Below are 22,873 nucleotides of genomic sequence, written 5' to 3'. Positions count from 1 at the left end.
GAGGCTCGATCGTCAGATCGCGAAGATGCGCTGCGAGGTCTCCAGCTTCTCGCCGGGCTCGAGCCAGGCGAGGTCGAGGCCGGAGTTGAAGGCGTCGGGTGCGCAGGTCATGGGCTCCACCGCGACGGCCTGGCGGTCCCATTCGATGCCAGGCTGGTCGCTCGTGAAGACCTGCACCCACGGTGCATCCGTGCCCCAGGTCATGCCGACGCCCGTGCCGTCGGGGGTCGTGAGCGTCACCGTGGCGGTGTCGCCCTGGCCGAAGACATCGGTGAAGGCGTGGTCGATCTCCATCTCGCCGATGCGCCGGGCGGCGCGGAAGTCGAAGGCCCCCGCGACCTCTTCGACCGAGACGACAGAGCCGGGGAGCAGACGTGCGCCGTGGGCGTGCATGAGCTTCTGCGCGGGAGACTCGAGGGTCCATTCGTCGATCTGTCCCTCGCCGGCGACAAGGTACGAGTGCGTGGATGCGCCGGCCGGTGCGGTCCCGGCTCCGACGTTCCGCAGCTCCACCGTCGTGGTGAGGCCGTCGTCGCCGAGCACGTAGCTCGTGCGCACCTCGATGCGGAACGGGTAGCCCGTCTGCGGCTCGATCGTGGCCGTCAGCACGACGAGGTCGGGGCGCACATCCTCCGGTGTGAAGTCGAGCCAGAGGGCGAGGCCGTGCAGGGCGTGCCCGCGCTTGGGCTCGGAGAGGGGCAGCTGCAGCTCCTGCCCGTCGATGTGGTATCGGCCGTCGATGATGCGGTTCGGCCATGGGGCGAGCGTCGCCCCCTTGTACGCGGGCCGAACCTCATCCATGTCGAAGGTGTGCACGAGGTGCCTGCCGTTGTGCGTGAGCTCGCGCAGGGTCGCGCCGACGCTGGAGATCGAGGCCTCGTAGGCACCGTGCGAGAGGAAGTAGGAGGAGCCTGAGCGCGGGGTGATCGACATCTGTGGGGACTCCTCGGTGCTGTCGGGGGTAGGACCAAGGCAGTCTTTCACGCCGAGGCGAGGCGGGCGGGTCGCAGGAGCTCACGGAGTGCTTCCCAGACCGCGTCACTAGCCTGAGACGATGACTCCAGCTCCTCAGCCCTGGCCGCAGACCGCACTCTGGTGGCACGTGTACCCGCTCGGCTTCGTCGGTGCGGATACGGCGGGCACTCCCCTCTCGAGCCCGGTCGAGCACCGCCTCGATCGCATCACGGCGTGGCTGGACGAACTCGTCGCTCTCGGCCTCAACGGCTTGCTGCTCGGCCCGATCTTCGCGTCGCAGACCCACGGCTACGACACGGTCGACCATCTCCGCATCGACCCGCGGCTCGGCGACGAGGCCGACTTCGACGCGCTCATCGCCGCCTGCCGCGAACGCGGCGTGCGCGTGCTCCTCGACGGAGTCTTCAACCATGTGGGCCGCGAGCACCCGTGGTGGCGCGAGGCGGTCGAGGCGGGGCCCGACTCGGGAGCCGCCGCGCGGTTCGCGAGAGGCGCGGATGCACGCGAGGTCGATGGACTCCCCGTCGACGTGTTCGAGGGCCACGACGCGCTTGTGGTGCTCAACCACCAGCATCCGGAGGTCGTCGAGCTCGTCGAGGACGCCATGGCGCACTGGCTGGAGCGGGGCGTCGACGGATGGCGCCTCGACGCGGCCTACGCAGTGCCGCCGCTGTTCTGGCGGTCGACGATCGACCCGTTGCGCGAGCGGTTCCCGGACTCCTGGTTCGTCGGCGAGGTCATTCACGGCGACTACGAGGAGTACGTGCGAGAGTCCGGCCTCGACTCGGTGACGCAGTACGAGCTGTGGAAGGCGCTGCGCTCGTCCGTGCAGGAGCAGAACCTCTTCGAGCTCGACTGGTCGCTGCAGCGACACAACGACTTCGCGGAGCATTTCCTGCCGATGACCTTCCTCGGCAACCACGACGTGACGCGCATCGCGAGCGCCATCGACGATGAGCGCAACCACGCCATCGCCATCGCCATGCTGTTCTTCTTCTCGGGCGCCCCGAGCGTGTACGCGGGCGACGAGCGGGGACTCGAGGCGCTGAAGGAGGAGCGAGCCGGCGGAGACGACGCCATCAGGCCCGAGTTCCCCCGCGACCCGAAGGAGTGGCCGGAGAACGCCTACTCGCAGGCGCACCGAGACGCGATCGCGTTCCGGCGCCAGCATCCCTGGCTCGCGACAGCGCGCATCCGCACGGAAGAGCTCGCGAACACGGCGGCACTGTTCATCGCCGAGGGCAGCGAGGGCGAGCGTGCTCTCCTCGCGGTGAACCTCGGCGACGACTCGGTGCTGCTCGGCGGCCGATCGGTCGACGGCCACGGTCTCGAGCGCTGGAGCGACGGCAGCTAGCGACGACGACTGACCAACTTCAGTGCAGAGAAGCCCCGGATTCGCCCGAGACGACCCGGAACGACCAGATCAGCACTGAAGTTGGTCAGGGCGCGCGTCAGCGCATCGAGACGAGGGAGTCCTGCTCGGCTGTTTCCGACTGCACGAGCGGGCGGTCCTTGGTGCCCCTGATCATGAAGCCGGCAATGAGCGCCGCGAGGAGCATGGCACCCGCCGCGGCCAGGAAGACCGCCGAGTAGCCGTTCGTGAAGGCCTGCAGCTGCGTCTCACCCGCCTCCACTCCCGAAGCCACGGCGTTCGCGTAGAACACGGTGAAGACGGAGAGGCCGATCGACCCGCCGATCTGCATGGTCGAGTTCACGGTTGCCGCGGCGGCTCCAGCGTCGTGCGGTTCCACGCCCGTGAGCGCGAGGTTCTGCAGCGGGACGAAGATCATCGAGAGGCCGATGCCGAGCAGCACGAGTCCGGGCAGGATGTGCGTGAGGTAGCTGCCGTCGACGGTCACACCGGAGAGCAGCAGGAGTCCGCCGGCGACGACGATCGGGCCGACGACCATGAACGGGCGTGGCCCGAACTTGGGGAGCAGACGCGCCCAGACGGGGACGCACACGAGGATGACGACGGTCATCGCGACGTTGGCGAGGCCCGCGACGAGCGGCTCCATCCCCATGACGATCTGCAGGTGCAGCGCGAGGTACATGGTGGCGCCGATGAGCACGCTGCCGATGACGGCCTGGATGAGGAACGCTCCGCCGCGCACCCGGTCGAGCACGACCCGCAGCGGGAGCAGGGGCTGGGCGACGCGGGTCTCGATCCACACGAACGCGGCGAGGAGTGCAACGCCGAGCGCGAGGAAGCCGATGGTCCCGAGGGATCCCCAGCCCTCCTCGGCGAGGCTGAACCCGTAGACGAGCGAGCCGAGCCCGAGCGACACCGTGACGGTGCCCCAGAGGTCGTAGGTGTTGTCGCCCTCTGCCTTGCTCTCCTTCAGGACGATGAGCGCGCCGATGACACCGGCGATGACGAAGAAGACGTTGACGAGCAGGCACCAGCGCCAGCTGGCGAACTCGGTGAGCGCTCCGCCGAGCACCAGGCCGACCGCGGCCCCGCTTCCGCCGATGGCGCCGAAGACGGCGAACGCGGTGGTGCGCTCCTTGCCGGAGGGGAAGCTGACGGTGAGCAGCGCGAGAGCGGCTGGGGCGAGGAGCGCTGCGAAGAGCCCCTGGAGTCCGCGGGCGAGGATGAGGTCGAAGGCACTCTGGGCGAAGCCGCCGTAGACCGAGGCGACCCCGAAGCCGATCATGCCGACGAGGAAGGCGCGCTTGCGTCCCCAGTAGTCGGCGATACGACCGCCGAGCAGGAGGAGCGCTCCGAAGACGAGGGCGTACGCGGTGACGACCCACTGCCGCTGCACGTCGGTGAGGCCGAGATCGATCTGCGCCTGCGGCAGTGCGATCGTGACGATCGTGCCGTCGAGCACGACGACGAGCTGGGTGAGGGCGAGCACGGCGAGTGCCCACCACTTGGAGATGGTGCGTGGCGCGGATGCGCGCTCGACGGAAGACGCGTCAGAAGACAAGAAAACCCTCCAGGTTCTCAGAAAGCGAGTGCTGGAGGTTTCAAGCCTCGGACCGAGGACGTCGCCGCCTCGACCTACCCGAGCGGCGACGCTCGACAGATCGGCCACCTTAGCAAGTCCTGAAGCTCGACATAAGTCCACCGGTGTGGGTTCGCGCCGGGACGACGAAACCCCCGGAACCGAAGTTCCGGGGGTTTCGCATTCCCAGTGCTCTTGCTCTGGGACCCTGGTGCGCGAGGGGGGACTTGAACCCCCACACCCGAAGGCACACGGACCTGAACCGTGCGCGTCTGCCAATTCCGCCACTCGCGCCAACCTCCGAGAGATTACCAGACACTGTCGCAGAGTGCGAAACCGAGGCGCGGATGCACGCGTTTCAGACCCGAGAACGCCCTCCGGGAAGCGACCAGGCGGGGCACCGGAAGCCCATAGCCAAGGCAAAGAAGTCGGACATCCAGCCCAGTGCCGTTAGCATGAAACAGATTCGCGCCACCCGGTGCGGGCTGTTGCGTGCCCTCGAGAACCAGGAGACATGTGGGAATCCTCGACAGATTTGAGCGTGGGCTCGAGCGTCTCTTCAATGGTGCGTTCGCGAAGACCTTCCGCTCTGGGCTCCAGCCCGTCGAGATCAGCGCCGCGCTGAAACGCGAGATGGACACCAGGGCGTCGATCGTCACACGCGACCGCGTGCTGGTCCCGAATCGCTTCAACGTGCAGATGTCGCAGGTCGACTACACGCGCATCTCGCAGATCGCTGGCATCCAGGACGAGCTCATGCGCGTCGTCGAGCAGCACGCCGCCAAGCAGGGCTACCAGTTCTCGGGCGGCCTCAGCATCAAGTTCCTGGAGAACGACTCGCTCTCCGAGGGGCGCATCGAGGTCGACTCGCGCAGCGTGCAGGGCCAGGTCGCCTGGGCTCCCATCCTGGACGTCGATGGCGAGCGCATCCACGTGGGCGTCGGATCGACGGTCATCGGGCGCGGCTCCGAAGCCGACATCACGATCGCGGACACCGGAGCCTCGCGAAAGCACGCCGAAGTCGTGTGGGACGGGAAGCGTGCGGGTATCCGCGATCTCGGCTCGACGAACGGCACGAAGGTCAACGGCCGTTCGATCTCCCAGGCGGGTCTCGAGCCCGATTCGACGATTCAGATCGGTCGTCACCGTATTGTGTTCCGGGTGATCCCCCAGGCCGACCCGAGCGACGACACCGGGTACCTCCCGCGACAGGGAGGCCTCACGTGACCAGTGAGCTGACTCTCCTCGTCTTGCGCCTCGCCTTCCTGGCCGCGCTGTGGATCTTCGTGTTCTCCGTCATCTACTCGCTTCGCAGCGACCTCTTCGGCACCCGGTCCTCCGCCTACAAGCAGGCCATGGAGAAGTCGCGCCAGCAGGTGTTCGCCTCGGCCGACAACGACGCGGCACCGGCGGCGGCACCGGCCCCCACGCCTGCTGCTCCCGTCCGCTCCTCCGACTCGGGCGATGCTGGTCCCGGCAGCCACCGGCCGCCGACCCCCGTGCCCAGTCCGGCTGCGCGCTCCGAGCGGCCGAGCAAGCTGGTCATCACCTCCGGGCCGAAGCGCGGCACGGAGCTGTCGCTGCGCAGCGAACCGCTCTCGATCGGCCGATCCGGCGACTCCGACCTCGTCATCCAGGACGACTACAGCTCCACGCACCACGCGCGCCTGCTGCTCTGGAACGATGCGTGGATGGTGCAGGACCTCGACTCGACGAACGGCACCTACGTCAACGGCAAGCGCGTCTCCCAGCCGACCCACGTACCGGTCGGCACGCCTGTCCGCATCGGGACGACGACGTTCGAGCTGCGATAGGCATGCTGGTCATCGCGCGCGCCGGCGCCGTCTCCCACGTCGGCAAGGTCAGAAGCAACAACCAGGACTCCGGCTTCGTCGGCACCAACCTGTTCGTCGTCGCGGATGGCATGGGCGGGCACGCCGGCGGTGACGTGGCGAGCGCGATCGCGGTCAAGCACTTCGCGGAGAACGACGAGCAGTACTCGAGCACCGATGATGCCGAGCAGGCCATGACGGAGATGCTCCTCGACGCGAACGCCCTCATCGCGGGTGCCGTCGAGGAGCACAGCGAGCTCCGCGGCATGGGAACCACGGTGAGCGCCCTCAGCCTCGTCGGCCAGTCCCTCGTGCTCGCGCACATCGGCGACTCGCGGGTGTACCGCTTCCGCGAGGGATCCCTCGTGCAGATGACCGTCGACCACACGTTCGTGCAGCGGCTCGTGGATGCGGGCCGCATCACAGCTGAGGAAGCGCTCACGCACCCAAGGCGCTCGGTGCTCATGCGCGTGCTCGGCGACGTCGAGACCAGGCCCGACGTCGACACCGAGGTCTTCGATATCCAGGAGGGCGACCGCTGGCTGCTCTGCTCGGACGGCCTCTCGAGCTACGTCGACGAGTCGCAGATCGAGCGCACCCTGGCCCGCATGGACGAGTCGAGCCGCGAGATCAGCGATGACCTCGTGCAGCTCGCGCTCGACAACGGCGCACCGGACAACGTGACCGTGGTGATGCTCGAAATCGGCCCCGAGCCGCTCGAGCCGATGAAGACGCGAGTCGTGGGGTCGGCCGCGAACCCCCTGCGCTACTCGGCGAACCTGCAGAAGCGCAGCAACCAGATCATCCCGTCCATCCTGCACCCCCTACGGCGGCCAGCTCCTCGCCCGCAGGACGAGGAGTTCGTGCCGTTCAGCGACGAGGCGCTGCAGGAGCTCATCGCGGAGGACAAGCGACGCAAGCGGCTCCGGCAGGTCTCGTGGCTCGCGGCATCCATCGTCTTCCTCGCGGCGGTCGCCGGTGCTGGGCTCCTCGCCTACAACTGGACGCAGCAGCAGTACTACGTCGGTGAGAGCGTCGGCTACGTCGCCGTCTACCAGGGCGTGCAGCAGGGCATCGGCCCGATCACCCTGCACGAGCTCACCGAGACGACCGACATCAAGATCTCGAGCCTGCCTGAGTACCAGCAGTCGCAGGTCGACAAGACGATCAGCGCCGGCGACCGCGAGGCCGCCAACGAGATCGTGGAACGGCTCCGAGATGCCATTCCTGAGTAAGCAACGCGAAGAGGCGCCAGTCGTACCAGGCGCCCCGAGGAAGACCGGTCAGGGGCTCCGCAACATGGAGCTCGGCCTGCTGGTCTTCGCGTTCATCATCAACTTCTCGGCGCTGCTGCTCGTGCAGCTCGGCGTGCGCGGCACCTTCGACTTCAACGTCGTTACCCTGTCGGCCATCATCGGCGCGCTGACCCTCGGCGTGAACATCGTGCTGCGCTTCCGCGCGCCGGGCGCCGACCCGTTCATCCTGCCCATCGCGGCGGTGCTCAACGGCCTCGGCATCGCGATGATCTACCGCATCGACATCGGCAATTCCGATAACGACGGTGTGTTCTGGACTGCTTCGACGCAGCAGATCGTGCTCACGATGCTCGCCGTCGGCGTCGCCATCGTGGTGCTCATCCTGCTCAAGAACCACCGAGTGCTGCAGCGCTACACGTACGTGTTCATGGCCATCGCCATCGTCCTCCTGCTGCTGCCGCTCATCCCGGGCCTCGGGCGCACCGACGTCGCCGCGCGCGTGTGGATCAGCGTCGCGGGCTTCTCGTTCCAGCCCGGTGAGATCGCGAAGATCGCGCTCGCCATCTTCTTCGCGGGCTACCTCGTGACCGCGCGCGACTCGCTCTCCGTCGTCGGCAAGAAGTTCCTGTGGATGCGCTTCCCGCGCATCAGGGACCTGGGACCGATCCTCGTCGTGTGGGCCGTGTGCATGGGGGTCTTGGTCTTCCAGCGCGACCTGGGAACCTCCCTCCTGTACTTCGGACTGTTCCTGGTCATGGTCTTCGTCTCGACGGGGCGCCTCTCGTGGGTGCTCATCGGCCTCGGCCTGTTCGTCGGCGGCGCAATCATCGCGGCGACGTCGCTGAGCTACGTCGAGTTCCGCGTCCACGCCTGGCTCGACCCGTTCGAGGACGAGATGTACTTCGCCGACGGCGGCAGCGGGCAGCTCGTGACGGGACTCTTCGGCCTCGCGGCTGGCGGTCTCATCGGCAAGGGCCTCGGCTCGGGCAGCCCAGGCACGACCCCCCTCGCGTCGAGCGACTTCATCATCGCGGCCATCGGCGAGGAGCTCGGCATGGCCGGCATCTTCGTCGTGCTGCTCCTCTTCGTGATCTTCGTGGCGCGCGGCTTCCGCATCGGGCAGCAGGGGGTCGACGACTTCGGGCGGCTCCTCGCGACAGGCCTAGCGTTCACGATCGCCGTGCAGGTCTTCGTCGTGGCCGGTGGCGTCATGCGCGTCATCCCCCTGACGGGCCTCACGATGCCCTTCATGGCGGCAGGTGGCTCGAGCCTGCTCGCCAACTGGATCATCGTCGCGATCCTTCTCAGACTGAGCGACACCGTGCGTAACGTGCCGACGGAGGCGATCGACGAATGAGCAAGAACATCCGCCTCGTTGGCGTCCTCGTCATGATCATGTTCATGTCGCTGTTCGTGGCGTCGACGAGCATCCAGGTCTTCCAGGCCGAGTCGCTCCGGGACGACCCGCGCAACAGCCGGACCCGTGAGGAGAGCTTCGAGATCCAGCGTGGGCCGATCCTCGTCAACGGGACGCCGATCGCATCTTCGACGCCCGTCGACACTGCCTACAAGTACGAGCGACAGTACGAGAACGGCCCCCTCTACGCCGCCGTGACCGGGTACTACTCGGTCGACGGGGCATCCACGGGCCTCGAGGGCGCCCTGAATCCCGAGCTCTCCGGCAACAGCGACACGCAGTTCTTCCAGGGCCTCGAGCGTCTCTTCACGGGCCAGGACCCTGCTGGCGCATTCGTCGAGACGACAATCGACCCCGTCGCCCAGCAGACGGCGGCGGATGCTCTCGGCGAGTACAAGGGTGCGGCTGTGGCGATCAACCCGGCGACGGGCGCGATCCTGGCCATGTACTCGACGCCGACCTACGACCCGGCGCTGCTGGCGAGCCACGATCAGACGAGCGTGCTCGAGTCGTACAACGCGCTCCTGGCCGACCCGAACGATCCGCTCAGCAACCGCGCGATCGGCGGTGACATGAACCCGCCCGGCTCGGTGTTCAAGCTGGTCGTCGCCGCCGCGGCACTGGAGAACGGGCTCGCGACGGCCGAGTCCCCGCTCCCGAACCCGGCGACGCTCACGCTCCCGGGCACCAACGTCTCGGTGAACAACCCGTCCGCCGGCGCGAAGTGCGGAAGCGGCGACACGACGAACCTCCGTATCGCCATCGAGCAGTCGTGCAATGTGCCGTTCGCGCAGCTCGCCATGGACCTCGGTGCCGACAAGGTACGCGCTATGGCCGAGGCGTTCGGCTTCAACCACGAATTCGAGATCCCGATGACGGCGAGCGCGAGCAGCTACCCGACGGCGCTCGACGACGACGCGCAGCTCGCCCTGACGGGCTTCGGCCAGTTCGACGTGCGGGCGACCCCACTCCAGTTCGCGATGATCTCGGCGGCCATCGCCAACGGCGGCGAGGTCATGAACCCGTCGCTTGTCGAGAGCATCCAGACTCCGACGTTCCAGGAGATCCAGGGGCCGGAGATCTCGAGCTATGGCAGGGCCATCAGCGAGGAGACTGCGGCGTCACTCCAGTCGATGATGGAGGGCAGCGTGAACTCGGGCGTTGCCAGTAATGCAAGAATTGACGGGATCAACGTGGCTGGCAAGACAGGGACCGCGGAGAACGGCCAGGGTGAGCCGTACTCGCTGTGGTTCACAGGATTCGCCGAATCGGGCGATACGCAGATCGCGGTCGCGGTAGTGCTCGAAGACGGTGGCGGAATGGGACAGTCTGGGACCGGAAACGGCCTGGCGGCGACGATTGGGCAGCAAGTGATGAAGGCGGTGCTGAGCAGATGAGACCAGCTGCAGGTGTTTCGTTCGGAGACCGATACAAGCTGAGCTCGCGCATTGCCATCGGCGGCATGGGCGAGGTCTGGGAGGCGACCGATCAGGTGATCGGGCGCACCGTTGCCATCAAGATCCTCAAAGACGAGTACATGGGCGACCCTGGCTTCCTCGAGCGCTTCCGCGCTGAGGCGAGGCACGCCGCACTCGTGAACCACGAGGGCATCGCCAACGTGTACGACTACGGCGAGGAGAACGGCTCCGCCTACCTCGTCATGGAGCTCGTGCCGGGCGAGGCGCTGTCGACCGTGCTCGAGCGCGAGCGGGTGCTGCCGCCCGACCAGGTCATGGACATCGTGTCCCAGACGGCGCTCGCCCTGCACGCCGCTCACAAGGCGGGTCTCGTGCACCGCGACATCAAGCCAGGCAACCTGCTCATCACGCCGGACCGTCGCGTGAAGATCACCGACTTCGGCATCGCTCGGATCGCCGACCAGGTGCCGCTCACGGCGACGGGCCAGGTCATGGGCACCGTCCAGTACCTCTCGCCCGAGCAGGCCTCCGGCCACGCCGCGAACCCGTCCACCGACATCTACTCGCTTGGCATCGTCGCCTACGAGGCGCTCGCCGGCAGGCGACCATTCACCGGCGAATCGCAGGTCGCGATCGCCATGGCGCACATCAACGACGAACCCCCGGCGCTTCCCGTGACGGTGCCAGAGCCGGTTCGCAACCTCGTGCTCGCTGCCATCGCGAAGAAGCCGGAAGACCGGCCGGTCTCGGCGGAGGTCTTCGCGCGCGCTGCGCGCGCGCTCCGCGACGGCAACGTCACGCGTGCAGCGCAGGCGGTCCCCGCGGTCCTGGGGCTGACCTCCGCCGACGAGGTCGGTGACGCCACCGCTCCGCTCGATCGCACCGCCATCATGGACGAGGGTGCGCGCACCACCGTGCTCGGCACGGCCGCCGGCACGACCGAGGTCATGAAGGACGACTTCGACACGCTCATCGGCGGACCCCCCGTCGAAGGCGCGGAAGAGGAGTCGACCTCGCTCGTCTCGCCGGCCGACGAGGAGCGCAAGAAGCCAGCTGCCTGGCTGTGGGTGCTCATCGGGGCGATCATCCTGTTCGCTGCTGCCCTCGCCTGGTTCGCGTTCGCGCTGGTGACCAACAACACCGACGCCGATGGGGCGACGACACCGCCGCCCTCGATCACCCAGACCACGCCGGCCGAGACTCCGTCGCAGGAGCCGACCCCCAGCGTGAGCACGCCGACCACCGTGTCGATCGCGCAGGCCGACTTCCTCGGCCTCGACTACGACACGGCGGCGAACCGCATCTCCGAGCTCGGGCTGACGCCGGCGCGGGCCGAGGGCCCTGTCGCGACGAACCAGGAAGACGTCAACACGGTCACGGCGGTGAGCCCCACCGGGACCGTCGACCTCGGTTCCACCGTGACGCTCACGGTCTACGCGAACGTGGAGACGCCGAACACCCCGACGACGGCACCTACCGTCACCGTCAACGCGGCCGGCACGCAGGCCACCATCAGCTGGCCGTCGTTCCAGTGCCCTCCAGGACAGAGCCTCTCCGCGTACAACGTGAACGTGTCCGGCGCCGAATCACCGGGCAGCGTGACGGGAACCTCGGTGAACGTCAACGTCGAAGAGGGTTCGACGATCGTCGAGGCCTCGTACAGCGCCACCTGCGGCTCGGGCAACACGAGTGCCGACTCGCCGACCGGTTCGGCGACCGTCCCCCAGCCGACGCCGACCAGTTCCACTCCCCCGACGAACGGCACGGGAGGCTGATCTCGGAGGCCCGGCGGGCGGCTCCGGAAAGCAACGAATTCGCTCAACTCCATGCATCCACATGGAATGCGCGGTTCACAGCTTCGATGGCACCGATCACTCATTCGCGTCGAGATAAGATCGGCAGACTAACGAGGCTTGAGCTTGGCGAACACTGCCAAGGGGAGAGGAGCTTGCTTCCGTGATGCAGGGCGAACGCACGCTCGCTGGCCGATACGACATCGGCCGGCGTATTGGTCGTGGAGGTATGGCTGAGGTCTACCTCGGGACCGACGAGCGTCTTGGCCGCCGTGTCGCCGTCAAGCTCCTCAACACACAGCTCTCCGGCGAGCCCGACTTCCGGTCGCGCTTCCGACAGGAGGCCCAGGCCGCTGCACGGATGACGCACCCGACGATCGTCCGCGTCTTCGACGCGGGTGAGGACACGTTCGTGCGCGCCGATGGTCATGAGCTCGTCGTGCCCTACATCGTCATGGAGTACATCGAGGGACAGCAGCTCCGCGACGTCATGGCCGGTGCCCCGCTCGCCGACACGCAGATCCACGAGTACATGACGGGCATCCTGACGGCGCTCGAGTACTCGCACCGCGCTGGCGTCGTACACCGCGACATCAAGCCGGGCAACATCATGATCACGCCGGAGGACACGGTCAAGGTCATGGACTTCGGCATCGCCAGAGCCATCTCCGACACGGCGGGCACGATCGCCCAGACGACGGCGATCCTCGGCACCGCCTCCTACTTCTCCCCCGAGCAGGCCAAGGGCGAGAACGTCGACGGGCGAAGCGACCTCTACTCCGCGGGCATCGTCCTCTACGAGATGCTCACCGGCAAGGTCCCGTTCCAGGGTGACTCCGCCGTTGCCGTCGCCTACCAGCACGTCACCGAGCGCCCCATCGATGCCAACGAGATCAACCCGAAGGTCTCGAAGGCGATGAACGCGGTCGTCAAGCGCTCCCTCGCGAAGAACCGCGAGGACCGCTACCAGTCGGCTTCGGAGTTCCGTCGCGACCTCGACCTCGCAGCGCAGGGCATCATGCCGGCGTTCGCCACCAAGGTCGAGGACGACGACCGCACCCAGCTCTTCGGGCCGGCCCCTTCTGGCGTGAGCGCCACGGAGTCTGCCTTCAATTCGCTCTCCGAGACCGATGACCGCGCACCACAGGTGCAGCGGCGTCCCCCCGCGATGTGGATCTGGGGCGCCGCGGCGCTCCTCGTGGTCGTCATCGTGGCCGTCAGCATCTGGGTCTCCTCCCTCCCCGACGTCGGCCAGCTGCCCGAAACGAGCGTCGATGTGCCAGACGTCGTGGGCGAGCAATGGGATGCGGCTCGCACAACGCTCGAAGACGCAGGCTTGACGCCCGTGCGCGCGGCGCAGACGAGCGATGAGGTTCCCGAGAACCAGGTCATCAGCACCACCCCGGGCTCAGGACTGAGTGTGTCTCCCGGCCAGGAGATCACCGTCCTGGTCTCCACCGGCCCGTCCGCGGTCACGATGCCCGACATCAACGGCATGACCGTGGAGCAGGCGACTGTCGCTCTCCAGGGGGCGGGCTTGAGCGTCGGCCAGATCACGTCAGAGGACTCTCCGACGGTCACTGCCGGCACGATCGTCCGCAGCGACCCTGCGGGTGGGTCCAGCGTCGCCGCGGGCTCCAGCATCAACCTCGTGACCTCCACGGGCAACGTGGCGCTGCCTGACCTCATCGGTCAGCCCCTCGAATCCGCGACCGCCACGCTCCGAGAACTCGGACTCCTCGCGGTCGTGAAGCAGGACCCTGGATGCCTCGCGGTCGACGGCGACCCGATCGTGAACATGTCGGTTCCACCAGGACCAGTCGCCCAGCACTCCCAGGTCGAGGTCACCTACTGCACGTCCGTGCCGGCCCCGCCGGAGACGACCGCGCCAGCACCCGAGCCCACCTCGAGCGCAGGGCCCTCCTCCTCAACGGAGAACTAGGGCCGCACGACGACCCGCGGCCACGGTCGCGGTGCCCGCGCAACGCGCTCCGGCTCCTTCCGATGACCGGGAGGAGCCGTCGCCGTCAGAAGCGCAGCGCGGCCGCGGAGCCGCCGACTCCAAGGCCGACGGTGACGTCGTTCTGGGGCGTGAGCTGTGCATCCGCCCACGGGAACGCGTAGAAGACCAGGCCGTACAGGACGGCTGCGATCACGACGAGCGTGATCAGGAGCTTGACGGGCCAGGGCCCGGGGAGCACACGCCAGAGCGCGCCGTACATCAGAGACCCCCTTGCGTGGCGACGGACGCGGCGATCGACGCCGGCGGGCCGTCGGCCCGCGGCGTGAAGCTGTCGAACACCGCGTAGCCGATGATTCGCTCTGCCGTCGACCAGAACGGGTTGCAGCTCATGATCATCATGAGCCGGTCGGTGCCAGTCTGCTCCGGGTAGCGAGGCACCGAGCCGAGGACGTCGACCTGTGTGGGGGCGACGTACTCGCCGGAACGGTAGGAGTACGTGTACCAGCCGTCCGCGGTCTCCACGACGAGTTCGTCGCCGAGCTGCAGCTCGTGGATCTTCTGCATCGAAGCCCCGTAGGCAAGACGGTGGCCAGCAATGGCGAAGTTGCCGACCTCACCGGGCATCTGCGAGTCGGGGTAGTGGCCGATGTTGTTGTCGAGAACCTCGTGCTGTTCGATGCCCTGTGCGATGGGACGGGCGTAGTCGGCCCCCCAGGTGGGAACGTAGAGGATCGCGAAGCGCTCGTTCGTGACCGTCGGCGCCGAGGAGATGGGGATGCCGATCGCCGGATCTGTTGTGGTCACGGTCGTCGTTTCTTCACCGCCATCCGCGAGCACCTGGCTGAGTTCCTGCCCGGCCTGGTTCTGCTCATCGCCGACGATGAGGTCGTTGAGCCAGTACTTCCACCCGACGAAGAGCAGGACGACGACCCCGAGGGTCATAAGCACTTCACCCGAGACGCCGATGATGCTGAGCCGCCGCCTCGGCTTCGAGCCGGTGGGCTTCGAGGGGTTCTTGTGCTGCTGGGATGCGGCCCGCTGCTCTCGCAGGCGTCGCTCCGACCTGGTCTCGTAGCCGTCGTCGGCCGCGAGGAGAGACTCGATCGAAGTCGTCCCGTCGTCTCGTCCGGGCCGTTCAGCAGATGGCATAGGAGCAATCATAGATAGGATGGCCCGCATGTCTCGTGAGAAGTCCAGCGACTCCAAGTCCGACGAGCCGGAGAAGAAGACTCCGGCCGGTACGAAGAAGCACCGTTCCTCGGAAGCGTCCGCAGCTGCGGCCGCTCTCGCGGCGACGGAGAAGCAGCGTCGGCAGAAGCGCAGCTCCGGGGTGAGCGACAGCGACGAGCGCAACCCGAACCCGGTCTGGTTCAAGCCGCTCATGTTCGGCTTCCTGCTGCTCGGCTTCCTCTGGATCATCGTGTTCTACCTGACGAGCGGCGCTCTCCCGATTGCCGAGCTCGGCTCATGGAACATCCTCGTGGGCTTCGGCATCGCGTTCATCGGCTTCATCATGACGACGAACTGGCGATAGCAGACTCCACGAGTTATCCACAGGGCCTCGAATGACAGCTGTGTAATTCATCCCCAGGTGTGCATAACCCTGTGGATAACTTTCACACAACACAGAGAAGCCGCGCATCCCACCGGATGCGCGGCTTCTCTCGTTCTGCGACGGAGACGGGGAGCTAGCCAGCTGCCGCCAGCGGCAGCTGGGAGACGCTGACGGTGGCACCCACGACGATGAGGACGCCGAGTGCCGCCACTATCCAGAGCCCCTTCTGCGAGGGCTTCGCCGACTTCGACTCCCACAGGAACAGCCAGGAGCACAGTGCTCCCGTGACCAGCCCGCCGAGGTGCGCCTGCCAGGCGATACCTGGGATCACGAACCCCATGACGACGTTGATGCCGACCAGCACGATGAGTGACATGGTGTTCATCCGCGCCTGACGCATGACGACGAAGTACGCGCCGAAGAGTCCGAAGACGGCACCGGAGGCGCCGAGCACCGTGGTGTTCGGGGCAACCAGGGCGATCGCGAGCGAACCGCCGAGCGCGCTGACGACATAGAGCGCTGCGAACCTCAGGTGCCCGTAGACCTGCTCGAGCACCCGACCGAAGATCCACAGCGTCAGCATGTTGAACGCCAGGTGGAAGACGGTCGAGTGCGCGAACGCCGAGGTCAGCATGCGCCAGGGCTCGAATGCCCCGCTACCCGCGTGAGAGTAGATGCCGTGGTAGACGAGGATGCCCGTGAGCCAGTCCCCCGTCACCTGCTGCAGCAGCCAGAGGACCGCCGAGATGCCGATGATGGCGTAGGTGACGAGCGGACGCTGATCCTGCCCGAGCCGTCGCAACCGCGTTCGAGCCGAGGGCCGCTGGGCGGCCTTGGCTTTCGCGTTCGCCTCCCGGATGCACTCTGGACAGATCACGCCGACCGGCGCGAGTGTCTGGCATTCGGGGCACACGGTGCGCCCGCATCGCTGACAGAGCACGAAGCTCTGTCGGTCTGGGTGCCGGTAGCAGAAGTTCTCACGCTGCTGCGACAGCTCGGGTGATGTCATGCGGGGAGTGGCTCCTGGAGGTTAGAGCTGCTCGACGGTGACGCTCTCGATGACGACGTCCTTGAGCGGCTTGTCACGGCCGTCGGTGGGGACCTTCGCGATCGCGTCGACGACGGTGCGCGACTCATCGTCCGCGACGCGGCCGAAGATCGTGTGCTTTCCCTGGAGCCAGGGAGTGGGGTCCGTCGTGATGAAGAACTGCGAGCCGTTCGTGCCGCGCCCCATCTGCTTGCCGGCGTTCGCCATGGCGAAGATGTAGGGCTCGTTGAAGTTGAGCTCGGGGTGGATCTCGTCGTCGAACGCGAATCCGGGACCGCCGGTGCCGGTGCCCGTGGGGTCACCGCCCTGGATCATGAAGTTGGGGATGATGCGGTGGAAGATCACGCCGTCGTACAAGGGCGTGCTCTTCGTCTGGCCGTCACGAGGGTCGGTCCATTCGAGCTCACCCGTGGCGAGGCCCACGATGGTCTTGACCGTGTTCGGCGCGTGGTTGCCGAAGAGCTCCACCTTGATGGGGCCGTGGTTCGTGTTGATCGTTGCGAGTGCAGTGGCGATTGACATGCTGGTCATCTTTCCATAGCCCCCCGACTTCTCTCCCCCCTGTCCGCCGACAGCGTGCGGTGATTCAGGTTCCGTGTGGCAGAAGCGTGCCAAGATATGCAGTACCTACTTGTCAACGTCCGGAGGTACCAATGGCCCTTTCACGGAAGCAGTCGCGTGAACTCAAGCGTCTCCGCAAGGACGCAACAAACTTGTGGAGCGAGCAGCAGTCTGTCATCGAGCACGCTCGAGGCATCCTGCAGTCAGCAGGCGTGAGCGCGAAGGGCTTGGCTGAGTCCGAGCTCGTGCCAGCGCTGCAGAAGAGCTACGACAACAACGTTCGCCCCAGCTTCGACCGCAGCTACAACGCAGCGCGCGACAAGTACGAAGACGCGAGCGTCCGCTTCAACGGCAAGGTCCTCCCTGTCGTGGCCGGCCTCTCCGGCTCGCTTGCCGGCACGGTCAGCAACCTCGCTTCGAAGAACAACGACTTCAAGGACGCCGCTGGCACCGCGAAGAAGGTCTCGAAGGAGCTCAACTCGCGCGCCAAGAAGGCTTCGAAGGCGTACGACAAGAAGTACAACAGCTCCGGCGTCGGTGTCGGTGGCTGGCTGCTCATCGGCGCAGGCGTCGCCGCCGTCGCCGCTGTCGGCTATGCACTCTGGCAGACCTTCCGTGCAGACGACGACCTGTGGATCGCCGACGAGGAGCTCGACGCTCCCGTCACGACGGTCTCGCCCGCTTCGGCAGCGAAGTAGTCCGCGCCGCACACGCGCACGACTGGCCCCGCACTCACCTGGTGAACTGCGGGGCTTCGTCGTAGGCGGCGATGATGACCTGCGCGAGCGCGTCGGCCATCGCTGGCTTGGCGCCTCGCCACCACGCGAGTCTGACCTCGATCGTGGGGGCGTCCCGCAGCGGCCGGTAGGCGATGCCGGGCCGCGGATGCTGCGCCGCCGTGGCCTCGCTTGTCACCCCGTAGACGCCGCCGTCCGCGATGAGGGTGAGCCACTCGTCGAGTGAGCTCGTGGGGATGAAGACCGGGGCGCGTTCCGCCGGCCAGAGTGAGCCGACCGTCGTGCCGGTGCGTGCATCCACCGCCATGGTCCTGCCGGCGAAGTCGTCGAGGAGCAGCGCCCTGCGTCTGGCGAGCGGATCGTCGTTCGCGAGGACGGCGACGCGTCGTTCCTCGCCGAGGCGGACCGTCTCGATTCGGGGATCACGGGGAACCGTGCGGAACACGGCGAGCTCGACCTCGCCGTCGAGGAGCCCCGCCGTCGCCGTGTTGCTCTGCCGGAAGACGAGGTGCGACTCAGGATGCTGTCCTCGCCAGGTGCGCTGCACGGCACCGGTGTGCGCGCCGAGGGTCGACCAGGCATAGCCGACGCGCAACTCCCGGGTCGTCTCGGCGACCTCGTCGCTGATGAGACGCACCTCGAGCAGCACCCGGCGGGCGCGGGTCAGGACACGCTCGCCGAGTGGGGTGAGCGCGACGTGCCGAGTCGACCTGGAGAGCAGCTGGGCTCCGAGCTGCGTCTCAAGGGCGAGGATCGCCCGGGAGACGGCCGCCTGCGAGCAGTGGAGCTCGATCGCCGCATCGGTGAAGGTTCCCGTGTCGACGACCGCAGCGAGGGCGCGTAGGTGGCGAATCTCCAAACTCATGCGTCCAGCGTATAACTCACGCGTGTCGCGCATTTCTGGGCCTGCGCAGGCGGGTTCACCATGGGCGCATGACAGGAACCGGGAGAACGGCCGCCGCTGCCGCACCACGCAGCGCGGTGACGGGTGCAGCGATGCTGACCGGAAGCGGACTCTCCAACCAGCTCGGCGCGGCACTCGGCGCACTGGCCTTCGGCCCCCTCGGCACGTCGGGCGTCGTGGCCATCCGCCAGCTCGTGTCCGCAGCCATCCTGCTGCCTGTCGCGCGTCCTCGCCTGCGGAGCTTCACGTGGGCGCAATGGTGGCCCGCGCTGTTGCTCGGCGTCGTCTTGGCGACCATGAACCTGTCCTTGTACGGAGCCGTCGACCGCATCGGGCTCGGCCTTGCCGTGACCCTCGAGTTCCTCGGACCCCTCGCCGTGGCGCTGTGCGCATCCCGCACGAAGGCCGATCTCCTGCTCGCGGCCGGCGCCGCCGTCGGCGTCTACGTGCTGCTGCTCCCAGACGCGTCGAGCGACATCCTCGGCTATGCCCTCGGGCTGCTCGCGGCATGCTGCTGGGCGAGCTACATCCTGCTCAATCGGATGCTCGGCGGTCGCCTGAGCGGCCTCCAGGCGCCCGCTACGGCAACGCTCGTGTCGAGCCTGCTGACGCTCCCGATCACGGTGCAGCTGATCGCGGAGGGCCGGCTGCTCGGCTGGCCGCTGCTGCTGGCCGCGCTCTCCGGCGTACTGTGCTCCGTCATCCCGTACTCCATCGACGTCATCGCCCTCCGCTGGGTGACGACGAGGTTCTTCGGGGTGTTCATGAGCATCAACCCGATGTTCGCGGCCCTCGCTGGCGTCGTGGTGCTCGGGCAGGTGCCCGCAGCGCATGAGTGGATCGGGATGGCGATGATCGTGGCTGTCAACGCCGTCGCGGTGTCCCGCAGCCTTCGCGGGTCTCGTGTCGCCCACGAGCCCCGTGACGGGGTCGCGCCCTCCAGCGCCTAGCGGGGGGCCCGAGCCGAACGCAGGTGGCCGTTGGCCGGACGCTCCTCGTGGAGCCTGAGCCCCACGTCCACGAGCGACACCGTGCGGAGCGCGGCTATCTCCTCGAGGTCGAACCAGCGAGCCTCGTCCGTCGAGCCGCCCCGCTCGTTGCGGAGCTCGCCGCTCACGATGCTGGCCTCGTAGACGACCCGAACCGACTGCATGGGCGTCTTGCCTGGCTCGAGCCGGTCGCGGCCCGCGATGATGTGCGAGTCGATGCCGAGGAGCCGGTCGATGGACGCGTGGTAGCCGGTCTCCTCCCAGATCTCGCGGACGACGCCGTCGATCGGATCCTCACCGGGGTCGGTCCCACCGCCGGGCAGGGTCCAGCCGGAACGACCACGGTCATGCCAGTGCGCGAGGAGGATCTGCCCGTCGCGCACGATGACACCGTAGGAAGCGAGTCGTCGATGCACGGAACCCCCAAAGATCTCTGCCGAGGTCTCGAGGTCAGCGGCCTGATGCCTGGGCCGACCCGAACCACGGGCGATCGCTATCGTACGCCGCCGCGCGCCGGGCCTCCGTACAGGGAGGCACCGACGCGCAGTCGCCGGGCACTGTCGTCTGCCCGGATCAGCGGCGCAGCGTCTTGCGCGCCGCCCAGTTCCCGAGGAACTGCAGACCCTGCACGATCACCACGATGACGATGACCGCAGCCCACGTGACGGCCGGGTTGAACTGGCGGTAGCCGTATTGGATGGCGAAGTCACCGAGACCACCTGCGCCGATCGCACCGGCGATGGCCGACATGTCGACGAGCGCGACGACCGCGAATGTATAGCCGAGGATGAGGGGCCCGAGGGCCTCGGGAACGACAACCGACCATACGATCTGGAAGCGCCCCGCTCCTGCGGACCGTGCGGCCTCCACCACGCCTGGCGACACCGTGAGCAGGTTCTGCTCGACGAGGCGCGAGATACCGAACGTCGCAGCGAGCGACATGGCGACGATGGCCGCTTCTGCCCCGATCCCCACACCGACGATCATTCGTGAGACCGGCTGCACCGCAGCGATGAAGATGATGAACGGGATGGGTCGGAAGAAGTTCACGATGATGTTGACGATCGTGCTGACGACCGGCTGCTCGTAGAGGTTGCCCTTGCGCGTCAGATACAGCAGCAGGCCGACGAAGAGTCCGCCGACGCCACCGAAGACGAGGCTCAGGGCCACCATGTAGAGGGTGGCGCCTGTGGCTTCGAAGAGCTTCGGCAGCAGGTCGATCACATCGTTCATGCGGCACCTCCAGCGTTGGTGTCCTGGAATTCCGTCACGACGGCGAGTTCCCTGATCTGGTCGAGCGCTCTGCGCTGCGCTGCGGCATCGCCCTGCAGGGCGAACGTCAGGTCGCCGAACGACCGACCGCGGATCTCGTTCATGCCTCCGTAGACGAGCTCGACGGTGATGCCGGCGTCGTGCAGGATGCGCAGCGCCTGGCCCTGGTTCGTCCGCCCGTCGCGGAAGCTCAGCGTCACGAGAGTTCCCGGGTGTCGCGCATGCAGGTCGGACCGCAGGGCAGCATCCGGAACTCCCTGGACGACCGTTGAGACGAACCGCTGGGTCGCGGGCGCCTGCGGGTTCGCGAAGATGTCGAAGACCTCGCCCTGCTCGACGATCTTGCCGTGCTCCATGACGGCGACGTGACTCGCGATCTCCTTCACGACGTCCATCTCGTGGGTGATGACGATGATCGTGACCCCGAGCTCCTGGTTGGCCTTCTTGAGCAGCTGCAGCACGTCGGCCGTGGTCTGCGGGTCGAGGGCGCTCGTGGACTCGTCGGCGAGCAGGATGCTGGGATTCGTTGCGAGCGCACGGGCGATGCCGACACGCTGCTTCTGACCGCCGGAGAGCTGGTCGGGGAAGGCGCGGGCCTTCTCGGAGAGCCCGACGAACTCCAGGAGCTCGGCGATGCGCTTCTTTCGCTCCGCCTTGGGAGTCTTCGCGACGCGCAGCGGATACGCGACGTTGCCCGCGACGTTGCGGGAGTTGAAGAGGTTGAACTGCTGGAAGATCATGCCGATGCCCGCGCGCACCGAGCGCAGCTTCGTCTCGCTGAGCGTCGTGATGTCGACGCCATCGACGTGGATGCTGCCGGACGTGGTCGGCTCGAGCGCATTGATGAGGCGCACCATGGTCGACTTGCCAGCCCCCGAGTAGCCGATGACCCCGTAGATGTCGCCGGCCTCGACGTTGAGCGAGACGCCGTCGACGGCTCTGGTCGCCGGGGCTCCGCGCTTCGGGGACGGATACTCCTTGACGACGTCGGTGAGTGTGATGAGGGCCATGTCTTCGCTCTCGCCTTCTTTCACGGTCGAACCGTGTGGGTGATGCTGGTGGACGACGTCGGGACGCCGTCCGTCGGTGCAAGCGAGATCGCCGCCCGAGGCCTGATGATCATCATCGGGTCCCGGGCGGCGAGCACGCGAGCGGTGGGTTCTAGCCCTGCGCTTCGATCTCGGCGACGAGCTCGTCGAGCGTCGTCTGCAGCTCGTCGACGGGGGTCTTGGTGAGCACGGCGGTGTCGCCGAACGTCTCCTTGACCGAAGCCGCGACTGCCTCGGAGTTCTGGTAGATCTCGACCAGCTTCAGGTAGTTCGCGTTGTCGGCGTTCTCGGCCGACGTGACGAAGATGTTGATGTACGGGAACGCGGAGGCGTTCTGGGGGTCATCGCGAGTGAGCGCGTCTTCCGTCGTGAGGCCTGCGTTCTCGACGAAGTCGTTGTTGATGATCGCACCGGCGAGGTCGGGCAGCGAGGTCGCCGTGAGCGAGGCCTCGAGCTCGGTCACCGTGACGCGCGACTCGGGGAGCACGTCGTCGAGGGTCGAGAACGGCGAGCCGCCGTCCTTGAGCGAGATGAGACCGGCTTCCTGGAGCACGAGGAGGCCACGTGCGCGGTTCGACGCGTCGTTCGGCACCGCAACCTCGGCGCCATCCGGGATCGCCTCGACGGAGTCGTACTGCGAGGAGTAGAAGCCGAGGGGGTAGATCGCGGTCGAGCCGATCGGCACGAGGTCGTCGCCGCTGGCGGCGTTGTGCTGCGCGAGGTAGATGATGTGCTGGAACGCGTTGACGTCGAGCTCACCCTCGGTCGTCGCCGGGTTCGGCTGGTTGTAGTCCGAGAAGTCGACGAGCTCGACCGTGAGGTCCTGGGCTGCGGCCTCCTCGACGAGCACCTCCCAGTACGGGTCGGATGCGCCGACGACGCCGAGCTTGATGGTGTTCTCATCGGATGCGCCGGTGGAGCACGCGGAGAGGCCTCCAACGAGGGCGATCGCGCCGATTGCTGCGGCGATCTTGGTGAGACGTGACATGGAGGAGGGTCCTTTCAATGCGGCGCGCAAGCGCCGGCCATCCTCTAAGGCTCTAGAGGGCCTCGCAAGAAGAGCCACGAGGCGTCGCAAGAATAAGAGAACAGCGGGTCTCCGCGCCGATACATCCTGACACGTTGCGTAACAGTCCACTGACGGGGTCATGAA

The 22,873-nt window shown here is 67.2% G+C and carries 21 protein-coding genes, 1 tRNA gene and 1 pseudogene; 11 read left to right on the top strand and 12 right to left on the bottom strand.

Features of this window, described 5'->3' with window-relative positions:
- Window positions 1-12 precede the first annotated feature (12 nt).
- Entirely contained in the window at window positions 13-933 is a 921-nt protein-coding gene (locus tag C5E06_RS16380) for an aldose 1-epimerase family protein (protein WP_104307583.1), read from the bottom strand.
- A 121-nt stretch (window positions 934-1,054) separates the two neighbouring features.
- Here C5E06_RS16380 and C5E06_RS16375 point away from each other — a divergent pair, with 121 nt between their 5' ends.
- A complete protein-coding gene (locus C5E06_RS16375; protein WP_104307582.1) occupies window positions 1,055-2,329 on the top strand; it encodes an alpha-amylase family glycosyl hydrolase in 1,275 nt (424 codons plus the stop codon).
- 97 nt (window positions 2,330-2,426) lie between these two features.
- On the opposite strand, the gene C5E06_RS16370 is transcribed toward C5E06_RS16375, so the two are convergent.
- Both C5E06_RS16370 and C5E06_RS16365 read right to left on the bottom strand, forming a co-directional pair.
- On the bottom strand, window positions 2,427-3,908 hold the full coding sequence (locus tag C5E06_RS16370; RefSeq protein ID WP_258067713.1) for an MFS transporter: 1,482 nt from the start codon (window positions 3,906-3,908) through the stop codon (window positions 2,427-2,429).
- Between the two features lie 227 nt (window positions 3,909-4,135).
- Window positions 4,136-4,220 (bottom strand) — tRNA-Leu (locus tag C5E06_RS16365).
- A gap of 222 nt (window positions 4,221-4,442) precedes the next feature.
- Between C5E06_RS16365 and C5E06_RS16360 the strand changes: the two genes are divergently transcribed.
- The 7 genes from C5E06_RS16360 (at window position 4,443) to pknB (ending at window position 13,584) form a co-directional block, all read left to right on the top strand.
- The gene (locus C5E06_RS16360; protein ID WP_104244082.1) at window positions 4,443-5,153 is read left to right on the top strand and encodes a DUF3662 and FHA domain-containing protein; all 711 of its coding nucleotides are present in this window, start codon (window positions 4,443-4,445) and stop codon (window positions 5,151-5,153) included.
- Window positions 5,150-5,740 (top strand): FHA domain-containing protein, encoded by a 591-nt coding sequence (locus C5E06_RS16355; RefSeq protein WP_104300370.1) that lies wholly within the window; start codon window positions 5,150-5,152, stop codon window positions 5,738-5,740. Before C5E06_RS16360 ends, C5E06_RS16355 begins: the two co-directional genes overlap by 4 nt.
- Window positions 5,741-5,742: 2 nt before the next feature.
- Window positions 5,743-6,993, top strand: a complete 1,251-nt coding sequence (locus C5E06_RS16350; RefSeq protein ID WP_181063011.1) for a Stp1/IreP family PP2C-type Ser/Thr phosphatase — start codon at window positions 5,743-5,745, stop codon at window positions 6,991-6,993.
- The gene (locus C5E06_RS16345; protein ID WP_104307581.1) at window positions 6,977-8,371 is read left to right on the top strand and encodes an FtsW/RodA/SpoVE family cell cycle protein; all 1,395 of its coding nucleotides are present in this window, start codon (window positions 6,977-6,979) and stop codon (window positions 8,369-8,371) included. The genes C5E06_RS16350 and C5E06_RS16345 overlap by 17 nt, the downstream gene beginning before the upstream one ends.
- Window positions 8,368-9,828 carry a penicillin-binding protein 2 gene (locus tag C5E06_RS16340; protein WP_104244076.1) on the top strand — a complete coding sequence of 487 codons (1,461 nt, stop codon included), beginning with the start codon at window positions 8,368-8,370 and terminating at the stop codon, window positions 9,826-9,828. The genes C5E06_RS16345 and C5E06_RS16340 overlap by 4 nt, the downstream gene beginning before the upstream one ends.
- Window positions 9,825-11,624: a protein kinase gene (locus C5E06_RS16335; protein WP_104244074.1), complete on the top strand. Its 1,800-nt coding sequence runs from the start codon at window positions 9,825-9,827 to the stop codon at window positions 11,622-11,624. Before C5E06_RS16340 ends, C5E06_RS16335 begins: the two co-directional genes overlap by 4 nt.
- Before the next feature lie 184 nt (window positions 11,625-11,808).
- Window positions 11,809-13,584 (top strand): Stk1 family PASTA domain-containing Ser/Thr kinase, encoded by a 1,776-nt coding sequence (gene pknB, locus C5E06_RS16330; protein ID WP_104244186.1) that lies wholly within the window; start codon window positions 11,809-11,811, stop codon window positions 13,582-13,584.
- An 85-nt stretch (window positions 13,585-13,669) separates the two neighbouring features.
- Here pknB and C5E06_RS16325 read toward each other — a convergent pair whose 3' ends face one another.
- A complete protein-coding gene (locus C5E06_RS16325; protein WP_104307580.1) occupies window positions 13,670-13,864 on the bottom strand; it encodes a hypothetical protein in 195 nt (64 codons plus the stop codon).
- On the bottom strand, window positions 13,864-14,754 hold the full coding sequence (locus C5E06_RS16320; protein ID WP_181063010.1) for a class E sortase: 891 nt from the start codon (window positions 14,752-14,754) through the stop codon (window positions 13,864-13,866). Before C5E06_RS16320 ends, C5E06_RS16325 begins: the two co-directional genes overlap by 1 nt.
- Before the next feature lie 151 nt (window positions 14,755-14,905).
- Between C5E06_RS16320 and C5E06_RS16315 the strand changes: the two are divergent.
- Window positions 14,906-15,139 (top strand): annotated as a pseudogene (locus C5E06_RS16315) (cell division protein CrgA); the annotation flags it as partial.
- A gap of 154 nt (window positions 15,140-15,293) precedes the next feature.
- On the opposite strand, the gene C5E06_RS16310 reads toward C5E06_RS16315, so the two are convergent.
- The gene (locus tag C5E06_RS16310) at window positions 15,294-16,169 is read right to left on the bottom strand and encodes a rhomboid family intramembrane serine protease (protein WP_104307578.1); all 876 of its coding nucleotides are present in this window, start codon (window positions 16,167-16,169) and stop codon (window positions 15,294-15,296) included.
- Window positions 16,170-16,190: 21 nt separating this feature from the next.
- Window positions 16,191-16,730 (bottom strand): peptidylprolyl isomerase, encoded by a 540-nt coding sequence (locus C5E06_RS16305; protein ID WP_104244184.1) that lies wholly within the window; start codon window positions 16,728-16,730, stop codon window positions 16,191-16,193.
- Between the two features lie 131 nt (window positions 16,731-16,861).
- Here C5E06_RS16305 and C5E06_RS16300 point away from each other — a divergent pair, with 131 nt between their 5' ends.
- Window positions 16,862-17,467, top strand: coding sequence for a hypothetical protein (locus C5E06_RS16300; RefSeq protein ID WP_104341950.1), 606 nt, complete (start codon window positions 16,862-16,864; stop codon window positions 17,465-17,467).
- Window positions 17,468-17,501: 34 nt separating this feature from the next.
- Here the strand turns inward: C5E06_RS16300 and C5E06_RS16295 are convergent, their stop codons facing one another.
- A complete protein-coding gene (locus C5E06_RS16295; RefSeq protein ID WP_104307577.1) occupies window positions 17,502-18,371 on the bottom strand; it encodes a LysR family transcriptional regulator in 870 nt (289 codons plus the stop codon).
- Between the two features lie 68 nt (window positions 18,372-18,439).
- On the opposite strand from C5E06_RS16295, the gene C5E06_RS16290 reads away from it, so the two are divergent.
- The gene (locus C5E06_RS16290; protein ID WP_104307576.1) at window positions 18,440-19,360 is read left to right on the top strand and encodes a DMT family transporter; all 921 of its coding nucleotides are present in this window, start codon (window positions 18,440-18,442) and stop codon (window positions 19,358-19,360) included.
- On the opposite strand, the gene C5E06_RS16285 is transcribed toward C5E06_RS16290, so the two are convergent.
- The 4 genes from C5E06_RS16285 to C5E06_RS16270 form a co-directional block, all read right to left on the bottom strand.
- A complete protein-coding gene (locus tag C5E06_RS16285) occupies window positions 19,357-19,815 on the bottom strand; it encodes an NUDIX hydrolase (RefSeq protein ID WP_104307575.1) in 459 nt (152 codons plus the stop codon). The two genes, C5E06_RS16290 and C5E06_RS16285, sit on opposite strands and share 4 nt — an antisense overlap.
- A gap of 157 nt (window positions 19,816-19,972) precedes the next feature.
- Window positions 19,973-20,632 carry a methionine ABC transporter permease gene (locus tag C5E06_RS16280; protein WP_104244057.1) on the bottom strand — a complete coding sequence of 220 codons (660 nt, stop codon included), beginning with the start codon at window positions 20,630-20,632 and terminating at the stop codon, window positions 19,973-19,975.
- Complete coding sequence (locus C5E06_RS16275) at window positions 20,629-21,681, bottom strand: methionine ABC transporter ATP-binding protein (protein ID WP_104307574.1); 1,053 nt, start codon at window positions 21,679-21,681, stop codon at window positions 20,629-20,631. Before C5E06_RS16275 ends, C5E06_RS16280 begins: the two co-directional genes overlap by 4 nt.
- 151 nt (window positions 21,682-21,832) lie before the next feature.
- Window positions 21,833-22,708: a MetQ/NlpA family ABC transporter substrate-binding protein gene (locus C5E06_RS16270; protein WP_104244053.1), complete on the bottom strand. Its 876-nt coding sequence runs from the start codon at window positions 22,706-22,708 to the stop codon at window positions 21,833-21,835.
- Between the last annotated feature and the right edge of the window lie 165 nt (window positions 22,709-22,873).

The organism is Pseudoclavibacter sp. RFBI5 (assembly GCF_002931395.1).
Lineage (GTDB): Bacteria > Actinomycetota > Actinomycetes > Actinomycetales > Microbacteriaceae > Pseudoclavibacter.
This window is presented reverse-complemented; position numbering and strand designations above follow the sequence as displayed.